Genomic DNA, 19,080 nt, shown 5'->3' on the forward strand with positions numbered 1-19,080 from the left:
AAACTTCCTCAGCGTTTATAGGTGTTGGGAACGAAGGGCATGGCGGCGACCTGCAGCGGCAGGCGCTGGCCGCGCACTTCCGCAAAAACCTGCGTGCCGTTGGCGGACAGCGATGTCGGCAGATAGCCCATCGCCACCGGCGCATTGAGGCTCGGGCCGAAGCCGCCCGACGTGACTTTTCCGATGGCTTCGCTTGAAGCAACATCCGCGAACAACAACGCGCCCTCGCGTACCGGCGCGCGCCCCTCGGCACGCAGGCCGATGCGGCGGCGCGCGGCGCCTTTTTCAAACTGCGGGAGAATCTTGTCGGCGCCGGGAAATCCGCCGGCGCGGGCGCCACCCGTGCGGCGGCTCTTCTGCACCGACCATTCCAGCGCGCCCTCGACCGGCGTCGTCGTAGTGTCGATGTCGTGGCCGTAAAGGCAGAGCCCGGCTTCCAGGCGCAGGCTGTCGCGCGCGCCAAGCCCGATCGGCAGCACGTCAGGATTTTCCAGAAGCGCCGTGACCAGCACTTCGGCTTGTGCGGCCGGCACCGAAATCTCAAACCCGTCCTCGCCGGTATAGCCGGAGCGCGACACGAAGCAGTCGAATCCGGCTACCTGGCGCGGGCCGGTATCCATGAAGCGCATCGCTGATACGTCAGCCCCAAGTTTCGCCAGCGCCGATTCCGCTTTCGGGCCCTGCAGCGCGATCAGCGCGCGATCAGCCAGCGAATCGATGATGCAGCTATCGGAGAGGTGCGCGCGCAGATGCGCCTCGTCCCCGGCCTTGCAGGCGGCGTTGACAACCAGAAACAGATGGTCGCCGAAATTCGCCACCATCAGATCGTCGAGAATGCCGCCGTCTTCATTGGTGAACTGCGCGTAGCGCTGGCGTCCCGGCGCAACCGCCACGATATCCTGCGGCACCAGCCGCTCCAGCGCCAGCGCGGCATCGGCAACCTGGCCTGATTTGGGACGCAGCGCGAGCTGGCCCATATGCGAGACGTCGAACAGGCCGGCGGCGCTTCTTGTGTGCAGATGCTCCTTCAGCACACCGGCCGGGTATTGTACCGGCATCTCGTAGCCCGCGAAGGGAACCAGCTTGCCGCCGCGCGCCACATGGAGCGCGTGTAATGGGGTGCGTTTCAGAGAGGATTCGTCGCGTGCCAGCATCCGTCAGGCCCTCATGGGTTCCGGAGACCAGCCCCCGAAAACCCAAAGAAAGCCCCATCTGTCGCTGTGCCTGAGAGTATTATCCCGTCGGCGGACACCCCTCGGCCAAAGGCCTTCGGTGTCTCTTTCCAGATGCTAGTTCGTCACGCGGTCCGTTTGCCTGAGAGTTTCCGGGGCGGTTGCTCCTTCGGCGCCGGCGCTGAAGCCGATCTCTCCCGACGTGACGTCTTACAGATAAGAGGGAAACACAGCCCTGCCAAGCCTGTCAACGCAGCCGCAGCATTATCAACGGGATGTGCGTGCCCATCTTGTGTGCTGCGGCAAGCCTATGATCCGCCTGCACAGTTTCTGGACACCGCAGGCCGCCTTGTCTAAAAGCGTTCCGCCGGAAGATTAAGGTTAGTTGCAACCGGACCCGGCCCTATTTCCGATTGGATGAACATGAGCGGCGTCAACGAGATCAGGTCGAAATTTTTGGATTTCTTTGCGGAAAACGGCCACGAGATCGTGCCGTCGTCGCCGCTCGTGCCGCGCAACGACCCGACGTTGATGTTCACCAATGCCGGCATGGTGCAGTTCAAGAACGTCTTCACCGGCGTCGAGAAGCGACCCTACCAGCGCGCCACCACCTCGCAGAAATGCGTGCGCGCCGGCGGCAAGCATAACGACCTCGACAATGTCGGTTACACCGCGCGGCATCACACGTTTTTCGAGATGCTCGGCAATTTCTCGTTCGGCGACTACTTCAAGGATCGCGCGATCGAGCTCGCCTGGAAGCTGGTGACGAAGGAATTCGGCCTGCCGAAGGACAAGCTTACGGCGACCGTCTATATCGACGATGACGAGGCGTTCAATCTCTGGAAGAAGATCGCGGGCCTTCCGGAATCGCGCATCATCCGCATCGCCGGATCGGATAATTTCTGGCAGATGGGCGATACCGGTCCGTGCGGCCCGTGCTCGGAAATCTTCTACGACCACGGCGACAAGATCTGGGGCGGTCCTCCGGGCTCAGCCGAGCAGGACGGCGACCGCTTCATCGAGATCTGGAATCTCGTGTTCATGCAGTTCGAGCAGCTCGAAGGCGGCGTGCGCAATCCGCTGCCGAAACCCTCGATCGACACCGGCGCGGGGCTGGAACGTGTCGCGGCCGTTCTGCAGGGCAAGCACGACAATTACGACATCGACCTGTTTGTTGCCCTGATCCGCGCGATCTCGGAATTGACCGGCGCCGATCCGCAAGGCGAGCAGAAGGCCTCGCTGCGCGTGATCGCCGACCATCTGCGCGCCTCATCGTTCCTGATTTCCGATGGCGTGCTACCCTCGAACGAAGGCCGCGGCTATGTGCTGCGCCGGATCATGCGCCGCGCCATGCGCCATGCGCAGCTTCTCGGCGCGCGAGAACCGCTGATGCATCGCCTGGTCTGGGCGCTGGTGCGCGAGATGGGCCAGGCCTATCCGGAACTGGTGCGCGCCGAGAAGCTGATCGAGGAAACGTTGCGGCTGGAAGAGACCCGCTTCCGCAAGACGCTGGAGCGGGGGCTTTCGATCCTCGACGAAAAGAGCAGCGCCCTGAAGAAGGGCGACATGTTCGACGGCGATACCGCGTTCACGCTGTACGACACCTACGGCTTCCCGCTCGACCTCACGCAGGACGCGTTGAAGTCGCGCGGCATCAGCGTCGATCAAGCCGCGTTTTCGGATGCGATGGAGAAGCAGAAAGCCAAGGCGCGCGCGTCGTGGTCGGGAAGCGGCGATACCGCCAGCGAGAACGTCTGGTTCCCGTTGCGCGAAAAACTCGGCGCCACCGAATTCCTCGGCTACGACACCGAGAGCGCCGAAGGCGTGGTGACCGCGCTGGTGAAGGACGGCAAGGATACCGACGGCCTGAAAGCCGGCGAGAGCGGCGCGATCGTGCTGAACCAGACGCCGTTTTACGCGGAGTCTGGTGGCCAGGTCGGCGACACCGGCCTGCTGACCGGCGAGGGCGTCAAGTTCCGCGTGTCAGATACGCAAAAGAAGGCCGGCGATCTCTTCGTGCATCTGGGCCAAGTGGAGCAGGGCACGCTGAAGGTCGGCACTCCGTTGCAGCTCGAAGTCGATCACATCAGGCGGTCATCGATCCGCGCCCATCACTCGGCAACGCATCTGTTGCATGAGGCGCTACGGCAGGTGCTTGGCGACCACATTGCCCAGCGCGGCTCGCTGGTGGCGCCGGATCGGCTGCGTTTCGACTTCGTGCATCCGAAGCCGATTACGGCGGAAGAGCTCGCGCGCGTCGAGGATATCGCGAACGAAGTCGTGCTCGAGAACGACGAGGTTACGACACGGCTGATGGCGGTCGACGACGCCCGCGAAGCCGGCGCCCGCGCCCTGTTCGGCGAGAAATACGGCGATGAGGTCCGCGTGGTCTCGATGGGCAAGCAGGATCGCGCTCATGGGCAGAATGCGCTCGGCTGGTCGGTCGAATTGTGCGGCGGCACCCATGTGCGCCGCACCGGCGATATCGGGCTCATTTCAGTGACCGGCGAAGGCGCGGTGGCCTCAGGCGTACGGCGCATCGAGGCGCTGACCGGGCGCCATGCCCGCAAGCACGCCAACGACACGATGGCGATCGCGAAGACCGCGGCTTTCGAGCTGCGCACTTCGGTCGACGACATGCCGGCGCGGATTGCGGCGCTGATGGAAGAGCGCAAGAAGCTCGAGCGCGATCTGTCCGATGCGCGCAAGAAGCTCGCAATGGGTGGCGGCGCGACCAACGGGGCTGCGGCAGCCGGCGGTGTCCGCGAAGCGGGCGGCGTCAAGCTGCTCGCCCGCGCGGTCGAGGGCGTCGAGACCAAGGACCTCAAAAGCCTGGTCGATGACGGCAAGAAGCAGATCGGCTCCGGCGTCGTCGCGATCGTCGGCGTCACCGAGGACGGCAAGGCCGGCCTCGTCGTCGGCGTCACCGCCGATCTCACGGCGCGCTTCAACGCGGTCGAACTGGTGCGCAAGGGCTCGGAGGCGCTCGGCGGCAAGGGCGGCGGCGGCCGGCCCGACATGGCTCAGGCCGGCGGCCCCGATGGCGCCAAAGCCAACGCGGCGCTGTCGGCGATCGAACAGGCGATGGCGAGCGCCTGAAGCGCAGACAAGCCGGCGCGTGGATTCATAAGCACGTAACAAGGCCAGAATGCTGGCTCGACCCGGTCGCAGGCGCCGGGATTGGAGTCGCGCGTGTGAACGCGAAGCTCGGTGAGCTCGAAATAAATGGTCTCTGAACTGCTCGTTCGGCCGGCATTCACATCAACTCTTTAGAGTCTCCATCCAGGAACTGATTAGTGCCCGTAGACGGAGTGGCCAGCCGTGGAACTGACTCCGCGCCGCTCGGTTATCTGCGCAGGGACACACGCGCAATGGAGGGGACATCTTGAAGAAGTTTCTTATTCCGGTGGCAGCCGCAGCAATCGCCGCTGCCTGCGCTCAGACAGAATTTATGTAGTGCAAGACACCTCCACGAGGAAAAGCGTCATCGTGGACTAGAGGTTGACCACCACCAGTGTGGTTGTTGACGACGGCAAGGTGTTCAAGCCGCGCACCGAAGCCTGAGACCGGGATGAAGCAGACATCGCCGAAGCGGCCTCTCTATTCACCCGTACATACCAACTGGAGGATCAGGAAATGTTGAAATCAATGCGCAACTATGCGTTCGGCGCCGCGGCGGCGGCAGCTCTTTTTGTAATTCCGATCTCGGCCTTTTCCCAATCCATTGAGGTTGGACCGGGAGGCGTCCGAGTGTACGACGGTCGAGGGGGACAATGCGAGCAACTGCGGCGTGCCTGCGAAAACAAGGACGCGCTGGGGGAGCGGGGCGAAGGAAATTGCCGCAGATACCGTGAGACCTGCCAAAGGCCAGTTCGGAGGGATGTGTGCGCCGAGTTGAGACAAGCCTGCCTCAACAAGGACGAGTTGGGCGAACGCGGCGAAGGAAACTGCCGCAGATATCGCGAGACGTGCAGAGGTCGCTTCTAAAGGTCGCCATTTTTGGTGTCGCAGAGTGGTCCGGCATCGCCCGGCACCGCCCCCGCGCACCGGTCATCACGGGAGGCCGCCTTGGTTGGCGGCCTCGTCCATGGTGATGCTGTAGAGAATCCACGGTGACCCAACCCTCGATGGTGCGGCGGACCTTGTGGGCATCGTTGATGGCGGCATTCCTGCAGGCAACCCGATCGCTGGACTTACGCGACAGCCGGCTTTTGGCATTCGGGCGAGAGAGGTGCCGGGATGATCTGGTGGATGATAAAGCGACCTCTATTTGCGTCGATCGTCTTTGGCGCTTCGGTCTGCGCGGCTTCGGCCCAGGACGCCAAGGTTTCAGTCGATATGATCGGAATAGGGAGCATGAGTTGCGCTCACTGGCGGTCTACGGAAGAGCATCTGTTGGAGGGGACGGTCTGGATTCACGGCTTCTGGACGGGACTTAATTACGTTGCCGCGGCGAGTGGCCAAACACAGCCGCGAATCAGCATGTCGTCGATTGTGGCGGAAGTCGAAAAGACATGTGCTCGGAAAGCATCCCAGACGTTGGCCAACGCCGCATGGACGACGTATCTTGGGGCCAAGCGGTAGGAGAAGCGCAACCGTCTGGCGCCTTCCGGTTGCGGATTCCTCAAGGAAAAACGTGAAGACGCCCTGACCTGTCGCAGGAACACGTAACCCGCCGAGTAGGGCGCGCTGCGATAGGTGCCTGCCTTGTCGTTCGTACCCTCGAGTTTTCCACCGACCGTGCTAATTTGCGAAGCGGCGAGACTAACTTCCGTGTCAGAAACTGTCGCATTATTCATTGGAAATCACGGGATCATCTGGCCCTCTTGTTCGTCTTCTTCTCGCGACGGTATCCGTCGCTGCGATTGAACCAGGAGGATTGGCCATGGGCAACAAGCTCCTTAAATGCATCGTCGCAGGTGCGCTTAGCACGTCGCTTGCCTTTGCGGCACCGGCGCTTGCACAGCGTGGCGGCGGCGGCATGGGAGGTGGAGGCGGCATGCACGGCGGCGGCATGGGAGGTGGGGGTGGCATGCACGCCGGCGGCATAGGTGGCGGCGCGGGGGGTGGCGTGCACGCTGGCGGCATGGGAGGAAGTCATTTCGGCGGCATGAGGGGAGGCGCGCATTTCGGCGGCGCCGGTGGCGGCCCGCATTTCAGCGGCAGCCGTTTTGCGGGTGCACCTCTTCATTCCGGGTTCGGATTCCGAGGTGGGCACCGCTTCCATCACGGATTCCATCACCGCTTCCATCATCGCTTTGCGTTCGTCGGCGCGCCGTTCCTTTACGCCTCCTATGATAGCTGCCTGCGCAGGGTATGGACACCCTACGGACTGCGGTGGGTCAACGTCTGCTACGACTACGGCTACTACTAACGCGTCGCGATTGATGTAACGCCAGGCAGGTGGTCGTCGCCAGGCGTCCGGCGAACTCCGGTCCGGCCAGCGACGGCCATCACCCTCGCGCAACGCTGAGATTTCGGTGGAAGTTGGCTCCTCTCGGCTTTCATGGAGGTCGGCCTTGCGCCGCCTGATTTTGCTAAGGTAGATTTACTTTTTTGGGCCAGGCGTTCGGAGACGGAAGACCATGACGGGAGGTCATCGCCGTATCCTGGTCGTTGAGGACGATCCCGAAACCGCCGATCAACTTGTCGAGTCGCTCACGACCAGCGGATATCAGGTGGATTTGGCCGCCAGCGGCAGCGAGGCGCTGAGCCGCGGCGCCGCCAACGACTATGCCGTGATCACGATGGACCGCATGCTTCCGGACATCGACGGCATCGCGGTCATGCGTCAATTGCGCGACGATGGTATTGCCGCTCCGGTCCTGATCATCAGTGCGCTGGGAGAGGTCGACGATCGGGTACGTGGCTTGCGCGCCGGCGGCGATGACTATTTGGTCAAGCCTTTCTCTTTTGTCGAATTGCTGGCGCGCGTCGAGGCGCTTGGCCGGCGGAGCGACACCATCGTCAAGGAAACCATCTTGCGCGTTGGCGATCTCGCGATCGATCTGGTGTCGCGGACAGCAAGCCGGCGCGGCAAGGACATTTCGCTGTTGCCGCGCGAATTTCAGCTTCTCGAGTATCTGGTTCGCAACGAAGGCCGCGTCGTATCCCGGGCCATGCTGCTGCAGCACGTCTGGGATCTTCACTTCGATCCCTCAACAAACATCATCGACGTCTATGTCGGGCGGGTGCGTCGCAAGGTCGACGGCCAGCAGGCCTATCCGCTGATCCACACGGTTCGCGGTATCGGGTACTGTCTCCGTGCTCCTGGTTAAGACCTTAACGTCATCGACTTTCAAGCAAGCGCTGATCGCGATCGGGGCCTTCGGCGTGATCGTGTCTGCCCTTTTCAGCTACGTCTACCTGTCCACTTCGTCCTATGTGCGCAGCCGCTCGGATCGAGCAATCGTGACCGAGTATTTGAGTTTGCAAAGCGCTTACGAGCGATCCGGGCGCGATGGGCTGATCGCCTTGATTCAACAGCGCATCGGCGACAAAAGTTTTGCGGACAACGTCTACATCCTGGCCGATCCTTCGTTGGCCCCGCTCGCTGGCAACCTCAAGGCATGGCCGTCGACGGCCACGGCAGCGCGGGGATGGACAGAGTTTCGCGCGCCGGAATCGTCGCCCAACGCGACCAACCGGCCGCTGCTGCGGGCCATGCTCGGAACGTTTCCAAGCGGCGATCGGCTGCTGGTGGGCAGGGATATCGGCGACCTCGACAGCTTTACCGATCGGATCAAGACGGCTGTCATCTCGGTCGCCGCATTGCTGGTGGTGGTTGCGGGCTTTGCGAGCATTCTGGTGACGCGGCGGACGGTGGGTCGGATTGAATCGATCAACACCGCCAGTCGAGCCATCATGCAAAGCGGCCTGGACCAGCGTATCCCGCTACGCGGCACCAATGACGAATGGGATCGGGTCGCGGAAAACCTCAACCAGATGCTGGACCGCATCGAAACGTTGATGGGCGAAGTCAAGCAGGTGAGCGACAATGTTGCGCACGACCTGCGGACGCCGCTGACGCGAATGCGCGGACGGCTGGAGAAGGCATATCACAGTCAGCGCATTGGCGAGCATGATCAAGTGCTGATCGGCGACACGATCGCCGAGCTCGATGCTGTCTTGCGAATATTCGTGTCAATCACACGGATTGCTCAAATTGAGACCCAGGCACGAAAGGGGGCGTTCCGCACCGTGAATCTGGCCGAAATCGCCGGCGAGGTTGTCGAGTTGTACGATGCCGCGGCCGAACAGGACGGCACCCGTCTGACCGTTGCCGGCGACCGCGAGGTGCTGGTGACCGGCGATCGTGATCTGATCTTTGATGCCGTCGCCAATCTCGTGGACAACGCGCTCAAGCACGGTCGCGCCGGGGGAAGCGTCGTCGTTACGAACGAAAATCTCGATGGCAGGCCGGTCATCTCGATCGCCGATGACGGGCCCGGAATTCCCGCTGACGAACACGAACATGTCTTCAAGCGCTTTTACCGGCTCGAGCAAAGTCGCTACGCGTCGGGAAACGGCCTCGGGCTCAGCCTGGTTGCTGCTGTCGCCCGTCTTCACGATGCGCGGATCGAAATGCTCGACAACTCGCCAGGTCTCAAGCTCAAACTCTGGTTTTCCGCGCCAACCCGTTAGCCCCGAATTAAGTGCCGCATCGGCGTGAGCTCCTGAAGGGCACAGCCTATCAAGCGCGTCTTCGCGCCCGGTGTCCCGGCCATGACGGAAAAAGCGTTCAGCTTTTGCGCAGGAACACGTAATCCGCCGAGTAGGGAGCGTTGCGATAGGTGCCCGGCTTGTCGCAGTCGCCCTCGAGTTTGCCACCGACTGTATTGATCCGCTGCACCGTCGTGACGCCGGAGAGGATGCCGGTGCCGCGTCCGGACGTCACGGTCAGCTTGAGCCAGGGAATATCGTTCGCAGTCGCGCCTGGAGCGTTGCCGGCCGCCTTGCCGACGACTGCGCTAGAGTCGATGTGTTCCCAGTTCGGTCCCGCGTAATGCCGGCCGACAGTCTTGCCGTCGAGCAGTAACGTCGCGATCGGTTCACGGAATGCCCAGGCCAGCTTGCCGTCGGCGCCGGCCTTGCATTCGTAGACCTGCGCGCCTTCGGCATGAAGCGTGAGCACGGTCGTTTCGCCGGGCGCTGCGATGGCATCGGGAAGCGGTGTCTGGGCGGAGGCGCTCAAAACTGACGCCGACGACAAAAGCAGAGCGAGTGCGGTAGTCCGGACAATCGGCATCATCAATCCATGGTGTTGGCCCCGAAGGACCAACACCATTATCAGCCAATTATGCCATCGCCTTGGCGAGGTTGTCCGAAACCTTGTCGAGGAAGCCGGTCGTCGACAGCCAGCGCTGGTCGGCGCCGACCAAAAGCGCGAGGTCCTTGGTCATGTAGCCTTCCTCGACGGTCGCGACGCAGACCTTTTCCAGCGTCTCGGCGAATTTTGCGAGCTGCGGGTTGTTGTCGAGCTTGGCGCGGTGAGACAGGCCACGGGTCCAGGCGAAGATCGACGCGATCGAGTTGGTCGAGGTCTCCTTGCCCTTCTGGTGCTCGCGGTAGTGGCGGGTCACCGTGCCGTGGGCGGCTTCGGCTTCCACCGTCTTGCCGTCGGGCGTCAGCAACACCGAGGTCATCAGGCCGAGCGAGCCGTAGCCTTGGGCAACCGTATCCGACTGCACGTCGCCGTCGTAGTTCTTGCAGGCCCAGACGTAGCCGCCGGACCATTTCAGCGCCGAGGCGACCATGTCGTCGATCAGGCGGTGTTCGTAGGTCAGCCGCTTGGCCTCGAATTCCTTCTTGAATTCGCGGTCGTAGATGTCCTGGAAGATGTCCTTGAAGCGGCCGTCATAGACTTTCAGGATGGTGTTCTTGGTCGAGAGATAGACCGGATAGCCGCGCAGCAGGCCGTAGTTCAGCGAGGCGCGGGCGAAGTCGATGATGGAATCGTCGAGGTTGTACATTTCCATCGCGACGCCGGCGCCGGGCGCCTTGAACACTTCCTTCTCGATCACGGTGCCGTCTTCGCCAACGAATTTCATCGAGAGCGTCCCCTTGCCGGGGAACTTGAAGTCGGTGGCGCGGTACTGGTCGCCATAGGCGTGGCGGCCGATGATGATCGGCTTGGTCCAGCCGGGAACCAGGCGCGGCACGTTCTTGCAGATGATCGGCTCGCGGAAGATCACGCCGCCGAGGATGTTGCGGATGGTGCCGTTCGGCGACTTCCACATTTCCTTCAGGCCGAATTCCTTCACCCGGGCCTCGTCGGGGGTGATGGTGGCGCATTTAACGCCGACGCCGACCTTCTTGATGGCGTTGGCAGCGTCGATGGTAACCTGGTCGTTGGTCTGGTCGCGGTACTCCATTCCGAGGTCAAAATACAAAAGCTCGACATCCAGGAACGGGGTGATCAGCTTGTCCTTGATGTACTGCCAGATGATCCGGGTCATCTCGTCGCCATCGAGTTCGACGACGGGGTTGGTCACCTTGATTTTTGCCATGATGGAGGGGGCCTTTTCTCGGAAAACCGCGCATTTGGGCGGGGTGGAGTGATTATAGGCGGCCTATAGCACTGCAAACCGGCGGGCGAAAGCCAAGCCGTTATGCACTTTCAGCCCATCTTTTAGGTAAGAACGCCTTAAGGTCAGAATGCCGCCTGGGTCGCCGTCCCCGCCACCACGTACCAGGTCACGAACAGGCCGCAGATCAGGGCGCCGGGCAGGCTGGAGCCGGTGCGCCGCCAGGTGAAGGTCGCGATCACGGCGCAGATCGCCAGCAGCGGCACGAACTGGATGGCGACGATGGTCGACAGCGGCACGAAGCCGGGGTCGGGCAGCGGGTTGAACAGCTTTCCCGTGAGCCAGAGCACGGCGTATTGCCCGCCCACGAGCACGATGAAGCCCAGCGTCAGCGCCAGGATATTGGTCAGATAGAGCGCGGCCCGGCCGGCGGCCATGGTCGAGAAATTGCGGTGCAGGACATGCAGCGCGATCACGAAAAATGCCGTGAACGGCACGAGATAGATCAGGAAGATCAGGAATTGCTTCGCGCTCATCAATTTGAGCGCGACGATCCAGAACCGGAAGTCGATCTTGAAGGCGAGGTCGGCAAGCCATAATGCGGCATAGCCAATCGCAACCGACGCGATCGCGATCACGACCGATTGGGCGACGATGCCGGACCGGCTGGCGCGCTTGGGCGTGAACCGCATCAGGGCCAGCGTAATCAGGCCGTTGATCACGGCCCAAGCCAGGATCTGGTTGGCGATGCCCTGCGGCAGGAAGGCGGAGGGTTTTAGGAATGTCCCGCCCAGCGCAAACGCCGGATAATAGGTCAGCGCCGGGATGAAGGCGGACAGGATGAAGGCCGTGGTCCAGCGCCGGCCGCTGGCTGCGGAATGCTCCGGCATGGTGCCGTCGGCCACCTCGGGCAGCCGGAGGCGGGAATACATCGGCGCTTCCAGCAGCGCGTCGAACGCGCCGATCAATAACGCCACAAAGCCGAGCAGCGCGATCAGCGTGCCGATCTCTTTCCGGAACCAGATCTGGTCGTCGACCGGGCGGGGCGTGCCGCCCTGCAAGGTTTTGGCGAACCAGTCGAGGCTGTAGCCGATCGCCTCATGGGAAATGTGCTCGGCCGGATGGGTGATGGCGGGGGTGTAGAGCACTCGCGCCGTTCCTTGCGCGATGTCGCCATAGATCTTGCCCGGCTCGACCGGGCCTTGCGTGCCGAACAGCGCCCACAGTTTCGGGCTCTGGGCGACGTCGCGGGCCTTGTCGACGCCCCACATCAGCGCCGAGAATTCTTCGTATTGGGCGAACACCAGCGCCACGTTGCGCGGCCAGCTTGGGCTTCCTTCGGCGGCGAACGGCTTGCCGGTCGACGATCCCTCCAGCACCATCGATTTGTAATCGTCGGGCGCGGCCGTGGCGGCCGCCAGCACGGTCCAGCCGCCCATCGAGTGACCCTCGAGGCCGATATTGGTCTTGTCGACGAATTCGAGGCTGCGCAGATAAGCCAACCCATCCGGGCCGCCGAACCCGTTGGCAAAGGCGGGCGGGTCGCTATAGCCATGGCCGGTCTGGTCCAACGCCAGCACCACATAGCCGCGGCGGGCGAACTCGATCGCAAAGCCATCCTGGGTCTCGCGCGAATTGATGTAGCCGTGGACCGCGAGGATGCCGGGGGCGGGGATCTGCGGCGTGGCATTCGGCGGAATGTAGAGCAGGGCGCTCATGGTGTTGCCCTTGGCGCCCTGGAAGCGGACCTCCTGAATCCTGATGCCGCCCGCGGTCTGCGTGAAATGGGCGAGCAGGCCGCCCGCCAGGATCAGCAGCACGCCCAGTATCGCCAACGACCACCTGCCGCGCATGGACGCCTCCCCTTGATTCCCTCACCGTTGAACCGGATTTCGGGCTGTTTGCAGCTTCGCTTTGTTTGTGATTGTTAGCCTATCCGAAAGTCGAACGCGCGCAAGCGGCGGGCGGATCAAGCCTCCTTGAGGCTTTGAGCGGGCGCTCATAGAGGCTACTAAGCCACGCAGCAGGCTCCTCGAATTCCACCCGCCATTCGAAACGAGCAATGCTTGCGATCTTGAATCATCCGCGCGCTTGGCATGGCCCGTTCAAAATCTTCAGAGGTTGAATCAACTTCGGAAGCTGAATCAGAAAGTGAAGTGAGCATGTCCGGTTCGGGCACCGATAAAACCAAGTCTGGATGGGACTTAGCCGGACCCGTTGTGATCCTCGTCGAGCCGCAGCTCGGCGAGAATATCGGCATGGCCGCGCGGGCGATGGGCAATTTTGCGCTTTCCCGTCTGAGAATCGTCAATCCGCGCGACGGCTGGCCGAATATCGCGGCACAGCGGGCGGCGGCCGGCGCCGACCAGATTCTGGAACAGGCCCAGTTGTTCGACGCGGTCGAGCAGGCGGTCGCCGACCTCACTTTGCTGTTTGCCACCACCGCCCGCGCCCATGACCAGGCCAAGCCGGTGGTCGCGCCGGCGGAAGCGGCGGCTCAGATCGTGGCGCATGCCGGAACCGGCGGCGGGGCTGGCATCCTGTTTGGCCGCGAGCGCTATGGCTTGCAGAACGAGGAGGTCGCACTCGCCAACCGGATCATCACCTTTCCGGTCAATCCGGGCTTTGCCTCGCTGAATCTGGCGCAGGCGGTGCTCTTGATCGGCTACGAGTGGTTCAAGCTGTCGACGGGTGGCGCCTTGCCGTTCGCGATGCCGGAACGGTCCGATCCGGCCTCGCAGCACCAGATGCAGGCCTTCTTCGACAATCTGGTCCGGGAACTCGACAAGGTCGAATTCCTGCGCCCGCGCGAGAAGCGCGAGACCATGCTGGTCAACCTGCGCAACATCTTCACCCGCATGGATCCGACCAAGCAGGACATGCACACCCTGCACGGGGTGGTGATGGCGATCGCCGAAGGCCGCAAGGGGCCGGCCAAGGGCGGCGTGCTGGACGGCGAGCAGGCGACGCGGCTGCGGGCGCTATTGGCCGAGCACGGGCAGGGACCTGCGGTGCCCGGCGACAGCTCGACCGTGCGCGGACTTGCCCGGCTGCTTCGCCGGAACCCGACCGACGCCGAGCGGATCCTGTGGCAGGCCCTCACCCGCGACCGGCGGTTTGCCGGTCAGTTCAAGCGCCAGACCCCGGTCGGGCGGCATATCCCGGACTTCGTCTCTTTCGTGCATCGGCTCGCGATCGAACTGGTCAATCTGAACGAGTCGGAGGCGATCGTCGCCGATCGTGCCGGCCGGAAGGCGTGGCTGGAAGCGCGCGATTATCGCGTGATCGAGATGCGGGTTGCCGACGTCGAGCGCGATCTGGCGGGGGAACTGGGGCGGCTGGAAAAAGCCGTAGGGTGGGCAAAGGCGCGCTAGCGCCGTGCCCACCATCGGTCCGCACCGTTGTCTTCGATGGTGGGCACGCGGAGCCTGTCATCGGGCGCGCATTCGCGCGACCCGGTGGCTGTGTGCCGAGTATGAACGACAGCTTGGAGGTGGAAGTCCTCTGTCTAGCCTGATGACGGCGAAGGACTAGCGAAGCGCAAGGGCGTCACCGCGAGGTGGGGTCTGAAGAAAGCGTGGAGCAAAGCCGCGGCCCGATGGACAAACACCGGATAACGAGGCCTGCCCGGCCGGACGAGCGAGCAGCCAATCGCGAAGTCCATGGTCATCAAAGGTCGGGGTGGTAGATCCGGCGGGCGTGCGGTGAAGGCGGTCGGTCTTACCTCGGGAGGTCTGCGCTGCGTCCCAGCTTTGGGACTGAGGCCGCCGCAAGGCGGCCTGACCGCAGCGCAGAAGTCAGCAGAGGGCGTAGTAGGCGGCAGCGCGCCGCCGAAGGCCTGAACGGTGGAAGCGGTTAGTAGAGCGGCGATCTCGTGCGAGCCATGCGGCAGAAGAACCAGGTCGAGCTGAACTTGGGCACCGGAGCGGAGGGTGAAGCCCGAAGCGCCGCCGCCCGAGAGCCCGAAGCGCGCCCGGCGAGAGCCTGTCCCGAACGCCCGGCGGTTGCGGGACCGTCGATGGAAGACGTGGTTGAGCGTGAGAACCTGAAGAAAGCGTTGGCGCGAGTGAAGCGCAACAAAGGTACGGCAGGCATTGACGGTATGAATGTCGATGACTTGTCGGCCTACCTGAAGGAGCACTGGCCTACGGTTCGGGTCCAGTTGCTTGAAGGCATCTACAAGCCGCAGCCGGTGTGGCGCGTCGAGATACCGAAGCCGTCGGGTGGCATGCGGCTGCTCGGCATTCCGACGGTGCTCGACCGCTTTATCCAGCAGGCGGTGATGCAGGTGCTGCAAGCCGACTGGGACGGAACGTTCTCCGAGACGAGCTTCGGCTTCCGGCCGAAGCGCTCGGCGCATCAGGCGGTAGAGCGGGCGCAGACGTATATTGCGTCCGGACACGCCATCGTCGTGGACATCGACCTGGAGAAGTTCTTCGACCGGGTCAACCACGATATCCTGATGGGGCTTGTTGCCAAGCGGGTTGCCGACAAACGCATCCTGAAGCTGATCCGCGGCTTTCTGACCGCGGGTGCGATGGAAGGAGGCCTTGTCAGCCCGACGGAGGAAGGCACGCCGCAGGGTGGGCCGCTCTCGCCGCTGTTGTCGAACCTGATGCTGGATGTGCTGGACAAGGAACTGGAGAAACGCGGCCATCGCTTCGTGCGCTACGCCGACGATTGCAACATCTATGTGCGCAGTCAGAAGGCGGGCGAGCGGGTGCTGGCCGGGATCGAGCGGTTCATCGAGAAGCGCCTCAAGCTCAAGGTCAACAAAGCCAAGAGTGCGGTTGCCAAACCGAGCGTTCGCAAGTTCCTGGGCTTCAGCTACACGAGTGGACGAAAGCCGCGACGGCGCGTTGCGCCGCAGGCCATCGCCCGCTTCAAGGCGAGAATTCGGGAGCTGACGCGGCGCACGCGTGGACGAAGCCTTGCGCAGATCGTCAAGGAGCTGTCGGTCTACCTCATCGGGTGGCGGGGTTACTTCGGCTTCTGCCAAACCCCGTCGGTGTTGCGCGCGCTTGAGGAATGGATCAGGCGGCGGTTGCGCGCCATCGCCTGGAAGCAATGGAAGTGTGGACCTGCTCGCTTTGCCGAGCTGCGACGCTGCGGCGTCGGCCGGGACCTGGCGGCGCGAACCGCCGGAAGCCCGCGTGGCCCTTGGCGGCTCGCAAGCAGCCCCGCGCTCACCACTGCAATGCCAATTGCTTTCTTCGGTTCACTCGGCCTGACTTCCATCACAGAACTACGACATGCATAATCCACCGAACCGCCGTATACGGACCCGTACGTACGGTGGTGTGGGAGGGGAGGAGCCGAGAGGCTCCCCCCTATCCCGATTTGCCCACCCTGCAATCTATCCGCGGGCAGGCCGGCGCTGTCCCCGCGCGCACAAAGGGGATAAGCTTGCCCCTGCAGTCCAATCGAATACGCGAACGGGAGGTGTGCCATGGCTACATCTGACTGGCGTCTCGAAGGCGAATGGATCAAGAACTGCAATTGCGCATTTGGCTGTCCGTGCGATTTCAATGCTCTGCCGACCGAAGGCTATTGCAAGGGAATGGTCGGCATGCGGATCACCAAAGGACATTTCGAGAAGACCAAACTCGACGGTCTGGTTTTCGCAGCGACTGTCGATTTCCCAGGCGCACTGCACGAGGGCAATGGCCAGTTGCAGCCGATCATCGACGAGCGCGCCACGCCGGAACAACGCGAAGCGCTGTTCAACATCATGTCGGGCAAGAACTCCGCCGAAGGCACGCTATTCCAGATCCTCAGCCTGATCGTGACCAAAATGCATGAACCGTTGTTTGTGCCCTTCGAGTTCTCGTTCGACAAGAATGGACGGGTTGCGCGGGTCGTAGCCAAGGGCGTGCTGGAGACCGAGGTCGAGCCGATCAAGAATCCGGTAACCGGCGAGCCGCACCGCATTCAGGTGGTGATGCCTGAGGGATTCGAACACAAAGCGGCCGAGGTCGCGTCGGCCAACATCCGCTCGACCGGCGCCATAAAATTCGAAACCACGGGCACGCACAGCTCGCTGGCGAATGTCGTCCAGACGCCGGAGGGCGTCGCGGCCTAGCGCTGCACCCGAATCCAACTCTAGGTGCCGTCCAGCAGCGGGGTGGATTCATGATGAGCAGTTCGGCACTTGAACAGACCCTGCGCCACGATCGCCTGATCGTGGCCATCGGAATTGCCACGGTGGTTGCGTTCTCCTGGGGCTATCTGCTTGCCGGCGCCGGCATCGACACGAGCATGGCCGACATGCCGATGGATCCCGAGCCCTGGTCGCCGGCCCAGGCATGGCTCATGTTCGCGATGTGGTGGGTGATGATGATCGCGATGATGGTGCCCAGTGCCGCGCCCACGATCCTGCTGTTCGCGACAATCAAGCGCAGGCAGGCAACGACGGACAGTCCCGTCATCGCAAGCTGGCTCTTTCTCGCCGGCTATCTCGTGATCTGGGCAGGCTTTAGCCTGGTCGCGGTCTCGCTGCAGTGGGGACTTGAGCAGGCCGGGCTGCTGTCCAGCATGATGGCGAGCACCAGCAGCGTGCTCGCCGGAGGCATCCTGATTGCCGCCGGGCTCTATCAGTGGACGCCGATCAAGCGCGCCTGCCTTCGTTACTGCCAGAGCCCGGTGCTGTTTCTCTCAAGGTACTGGCAGCCGGACGCGATCGGCGCGCTGCGCATGGGCTTTCGGCACGGCGGCTACTGCGTCGGTTGTTGCTGGTTCCTGATGGCGCTGCTTTTCGTTGCCGGCGTGATGAACCTGGTCTGGGTCGTTGCGGTCGCGATCTATGTCGCTTTCGAAAAACTGCTGCCGCGCAGCCGATGGCTCAGCCGCGCTGCAGGCGTGGGGCTGATTGTGGCCGGCGGCGTGGTGATTGCTCTCGGCCTGACCGGCACGGCGCCCACGTCGCTGTAGCCCGCCTCAGACGGCGACGAGCTCCGCAGGGCTGCCGGTCCGCTTCGGCTTCTTCGCCTTCGATGGCCCGAACAGATTGCCGGCGGCAAGGCCTGCGGTGTCGGCGACGCCGGGGTCGCGCGAGACCATGGCGGCGACGATGGCGCCGTCGATCAACAATGCAAGTTGATGGGCAAGCATTTGCGGCTCGGCCGCGCCCATTTCACCGGCGAGCTTTTCGATATGCGCCAGCACCACCTTCTTGTGGCGCAGCGCGATGTTGCGAAACTGCTTGGCGTTCTTGTCGTGCTCGGCGACGGCGTTGATGAAGGGGCAGCCGTAGAAGCGCTCCTCGGCGAACCAGCGTTTCAGCGCCGGAAAAATCCGCGTCAGCTTCGCCTGCGCATCGCCGCCACCATCTTCCATCGCGCCGATGAACCATTGGCGCCACGCCTTGCCCTCGCTTTCCAGCACGGCGTTGACGAGGTTGGTCTTCGATCCGAACAGCTTGTAGAGCGTGGTCTTGGCGGTGCCGGCCTCGTCGATGATGGCGTCGATGCCGGTGGCGTTGATGCCGTTCTTGCAGAACAGATGCGTCGCCGCGCTGAGCAGGCGACCGCGCGCGGATTCTTCGTCGCCTGCGGCCGACGCCGCGACAGCTTTCCTTTTGGAAACCGATTTGCCCATGCGCCGCAGTTAATCGGAGCGCGGCCCAATCATCAAGCCGCATCTTTGCGCTGAAAATAATCGCAACCCACGCGGCAATTGCTTCGCGCCTGTGCAGCGCGGCGCTGATCAATTTCCGGGCAGTGATCGCTAAGCGGCGAGAGAGCTTCGCCTTTTGGCTCTGGCCCGATCTGGCACGCTTAATGCAGGAAACAGAACGTTCGGTATCCTACCTAGGGAGAGAAATGATGACCGCGGTCGCTCAAAAAACGGTGCTCACCGGCTGCCTTGCACCGATAGACAAAAATGGGCTCGATCAGCTCATTGCCAATGGCAAGGCCAATCCGAAGGTCATCAAGACCTTGAAGTGCAAGACGGTGGCGGAGGGCAGGTTCCGCCACGCCAACTACATCCGTAACCTTGCGCCCTATATCGTCGATGAGCCGCCGGGCCTGCTCGGCGATGACACCGCGCCCAATCCGTCGGAAGCGTCACTCGCCGCGCTGGGCTCGTGCCTTGCGGTCGGCCTGCACGCCAACGCCGTTCATCGCGGTTGGATCGTCAACAAGCTCGAACTCGAACTCGAAGGCGATCTCAACATCACCGCGGTCTGGGGCACCGGCGACGTCAGCGAGAAGCCGGTCGGCTTCACCGACGTCCGGGTCAAGGTCGACATGGAATGCGAGGGCATTCCGAAGAGCGAGATCGACGCGCTGGTGGCCCACGTCAAGCAATGGTCGCCGGTCGCCAACACTTTTACGCGGCCCGTCAATCTCGAAGTCAGCGCTTAAGCGGCCACGACAGGC

General features: G+C 62.9%; 13 protein-coding genes, 1 pseudogene and 1 riboswitch. Of the genes and pseudogenes, 8 read left to right on the plus strand and 6 right to left on the minus strand.

Going from position 1 to position 19,080, the window contains the following annotated elements; translation table 11 throughout:
* Nucleotides 1-8: 8 nt before the first annotated feature.
* Complete coding sequence (gene gcvT / locus V1288_RS22245) at nucleotides 9-1,154, minus strand: glycine cleavage system aminomethyltransferase GcvT (RefSeq protein ID WP_334359087.1); 1,146 nt, start codon at nucleotides 1,152-1,154, stop codon at nucleotides 9-11.
* 138 nt (nucleotides 1,155-1,292) lie between these two features.
* Nucleotides 1,293-1,383: riboswitch (glycine riboswitch) on the minus strand.
* A 212-nt stretch (nucleotides 1,384-1,595) separates the two neighbouring features.
* Here gcvT and alaS point away from each other — a divergent pair.
* Nucleotides 1,596-4,271 (plus strand): alanine--tRNA ligase, encoded by a 2,676-nt coding sequence (gene alaS / locus V1288_RS22250; protein WP_334359088.1) that lies wholly within the window; start codon nucleotides 1,596-1,598, stop codon nucleotides 4,269-4,271.
* A 1,714-nt stretch (nucleotides 4,272-5,985) separates the two neighbouring features.
* Here alaS and V1288_RS22255 read toward each other — a convergent pair.
* A complete protein-coding gene (locus V1288_RS22255) occupies nucleotides 5,986-6,426 on the minus strand; it encodes a hypothetical protein (RefSeq protein ID WP_334359089.1) in 441 nt (146 codons plus the stop codon).
* A gap of 331 nt (nucleotides 6,427-6,757) precedes the next feature.
* On the opposite strand from V1288_RS22255, the gene V1288_RS22260 reads away from it, so the two are divergent.
* Together V1288_RS22260 and V1288_RS22265 are read left to right on the plus strand one after the other, a co-directional pair.
* Nucleotides 6,758-7,450: a response regulator transcription factor gene (locus V1288_RS22260; RefSeq protein ID WP_334359090.1), complete on the plus strand. Its 693-nt coding sequence runs from the start codon at nucleotides 6,758-6,760 to the stop codon at nucleotides 7,448-7,450.
* Nucleotides 7,451-7,880: 430 nt separating this feature from the next.
* Nucleotides 7,881-8,816, plus strand: a pseudogene (locus tag V1288_RS22265) (sensor histidine kinase); the annotation flags it as partial.
* A gap of 97 nt (nucleotides 8,817-8,913) precedes the next feature.
* Here V1288_RS22265 and V1288_RS22270 read toward each other — a convergent pair.
* From V1288_RS22270 to V1288_RS22280, 3 genes are all read right to left on the minus strand, one after another.
* Nucleotides 8,914-9,420, minus strand: a complete 507-nt coding sequence (locus V1288_RS22270) for a DUF3455 domain-containing protein (protein WP_334359092.1) — start codon at nucleotides 9,418-9,420, stop codon at nucleotides 8,914-8,916.
* Nucleotides 9,421-9,469: 49 nt separating this feature from the next.
* Nucleotides 9,470-10,681, minus strand: a complete 1,212-nt coding sequence (locus V1288_RS22275; RefSeq protein WP_334359093.1) for an NADP-dependent isocitrate dehydrogenase — start codon at nucleotides 10,679-10,681, stop codon at nucleotides 9,470-9,472.
* 143 nt (nucleotides 10,682-10,824) lie between these two features.
* The gene (locus V1288_RS22280) at nucleotides 10,825-12,552 is read right to left on the minus strand and encodes an alpha/beta hydrolase family protein (RefSeq protein WP_334359094.1); all 1,728 of its coding nucleotides are present in this window, start codon (nucleotides 12,550-12,552) and stop codon (nucleotides 10,825-10,827) included.
* 309 nt (nucleotides 12,553-12,861) lie between these two features.
* Here V1288_RS22280 and V1288_RS22285 point away from each other — a divergent pair, with 309 nt between their 5' ends.
* The 4 genes from V1288_RS22285 to V1288_RS22300 all read left to right on the plus strand — a co-directional run bounded on the left by V1288_RS22285 (nucleotide 12,862) and on the right by V1288_RS22300 (nucleotide 17,629).
* Entirely contained in the window at nucleotides 12,862-14,073 is a 1,212-nt protein-coding gene (locus V1288_RS22285) for a TrmJ/YjtD family RNA methyltransferase (RefSeq protein ID WP_334359095.1), read from the plus strand.
* Nucleotides 14,074-14,582: 509 nt separating this feature from the next.
* Entirely contained in the window at nucleotides 14,583-15,959 is a 1,377-nt protein-coding gene (gene ltrA / locus V1288_RS22290) for a group II intron reverse transcriptase/maturase (RefSeq protein WP_334355225.1), read from the plus strand.
* 189 nt (nucleotides 15,960-16,148) lie between these two features.
* Nucleotides 16,149-16,781 carry a DUF1326 domain-containing protein gene (locus tag V1288_RS22295; protein WP_334359096.1) on the plus strand — a complete coding sequence of 211 codons (633 nt, stop codon included), beginning with the start codon at nucleotides 16,149-16,151 and terminating at the stop codon, nucleotides 16,779-16,781.
* A 53-nt stretch (nucleotides 16,782-16,834) separates the two neighbouring features.
* Nucleotides 16,835-17,629: a DUF2182 domain-containing protein gene (locus tag V1288_RS22300; protein WP_334359097.1), complete on the plus strand. Its 795-nt coding sequence runs from the start codon at nucleotides 16,835-16,837 to the stop codon at nucleotides 17,627-17,629.
* Between the two features lie 6 nt (nucleotides 17,630-17,635).
* On the opposite strand, the gene V1288_RS22305 is transcribed toward V1288_RS22300, so the two are convergent.
* A complete protein-coding gene (locus tag V1288_RS22305) occupies nucleotides 17,636-18,295 on the minus strand; it encodes a TetR/AcrR family transcriptional regulator (RefSeq protein ID WP_334359098.1) in 660 nt (219 codons plus the stop codon).
* Nucleotides 18,296-18,522: 227 nt separating this feature from the next.
* Here V1288_RS22305 and V1288_RS22310 point away from each other — a divergent pair, with 227 nt between their 5' ends.
* Entirely contained in the window at nucleotides 18,523-19,065 is a 543-nt protein-coding gene (locus V1288_RS22310) for an OsmC family protein (RefSeq protein ID WP_334359099.1), read from the plus strand.
* Nucleotides 19,066-19,080: the final 15 nt, after the last annotated feature.

Origin of the sequence: Bradyrhizobium sp. AZCC 2176, assembly GCF_036924645.1 — a bacterium.
GTDB lineage: Bacteria > Pseudomonadota > Alphaproteobacteria > Rhizobiales > Xanthobacteraceae > Bradyrhizobium.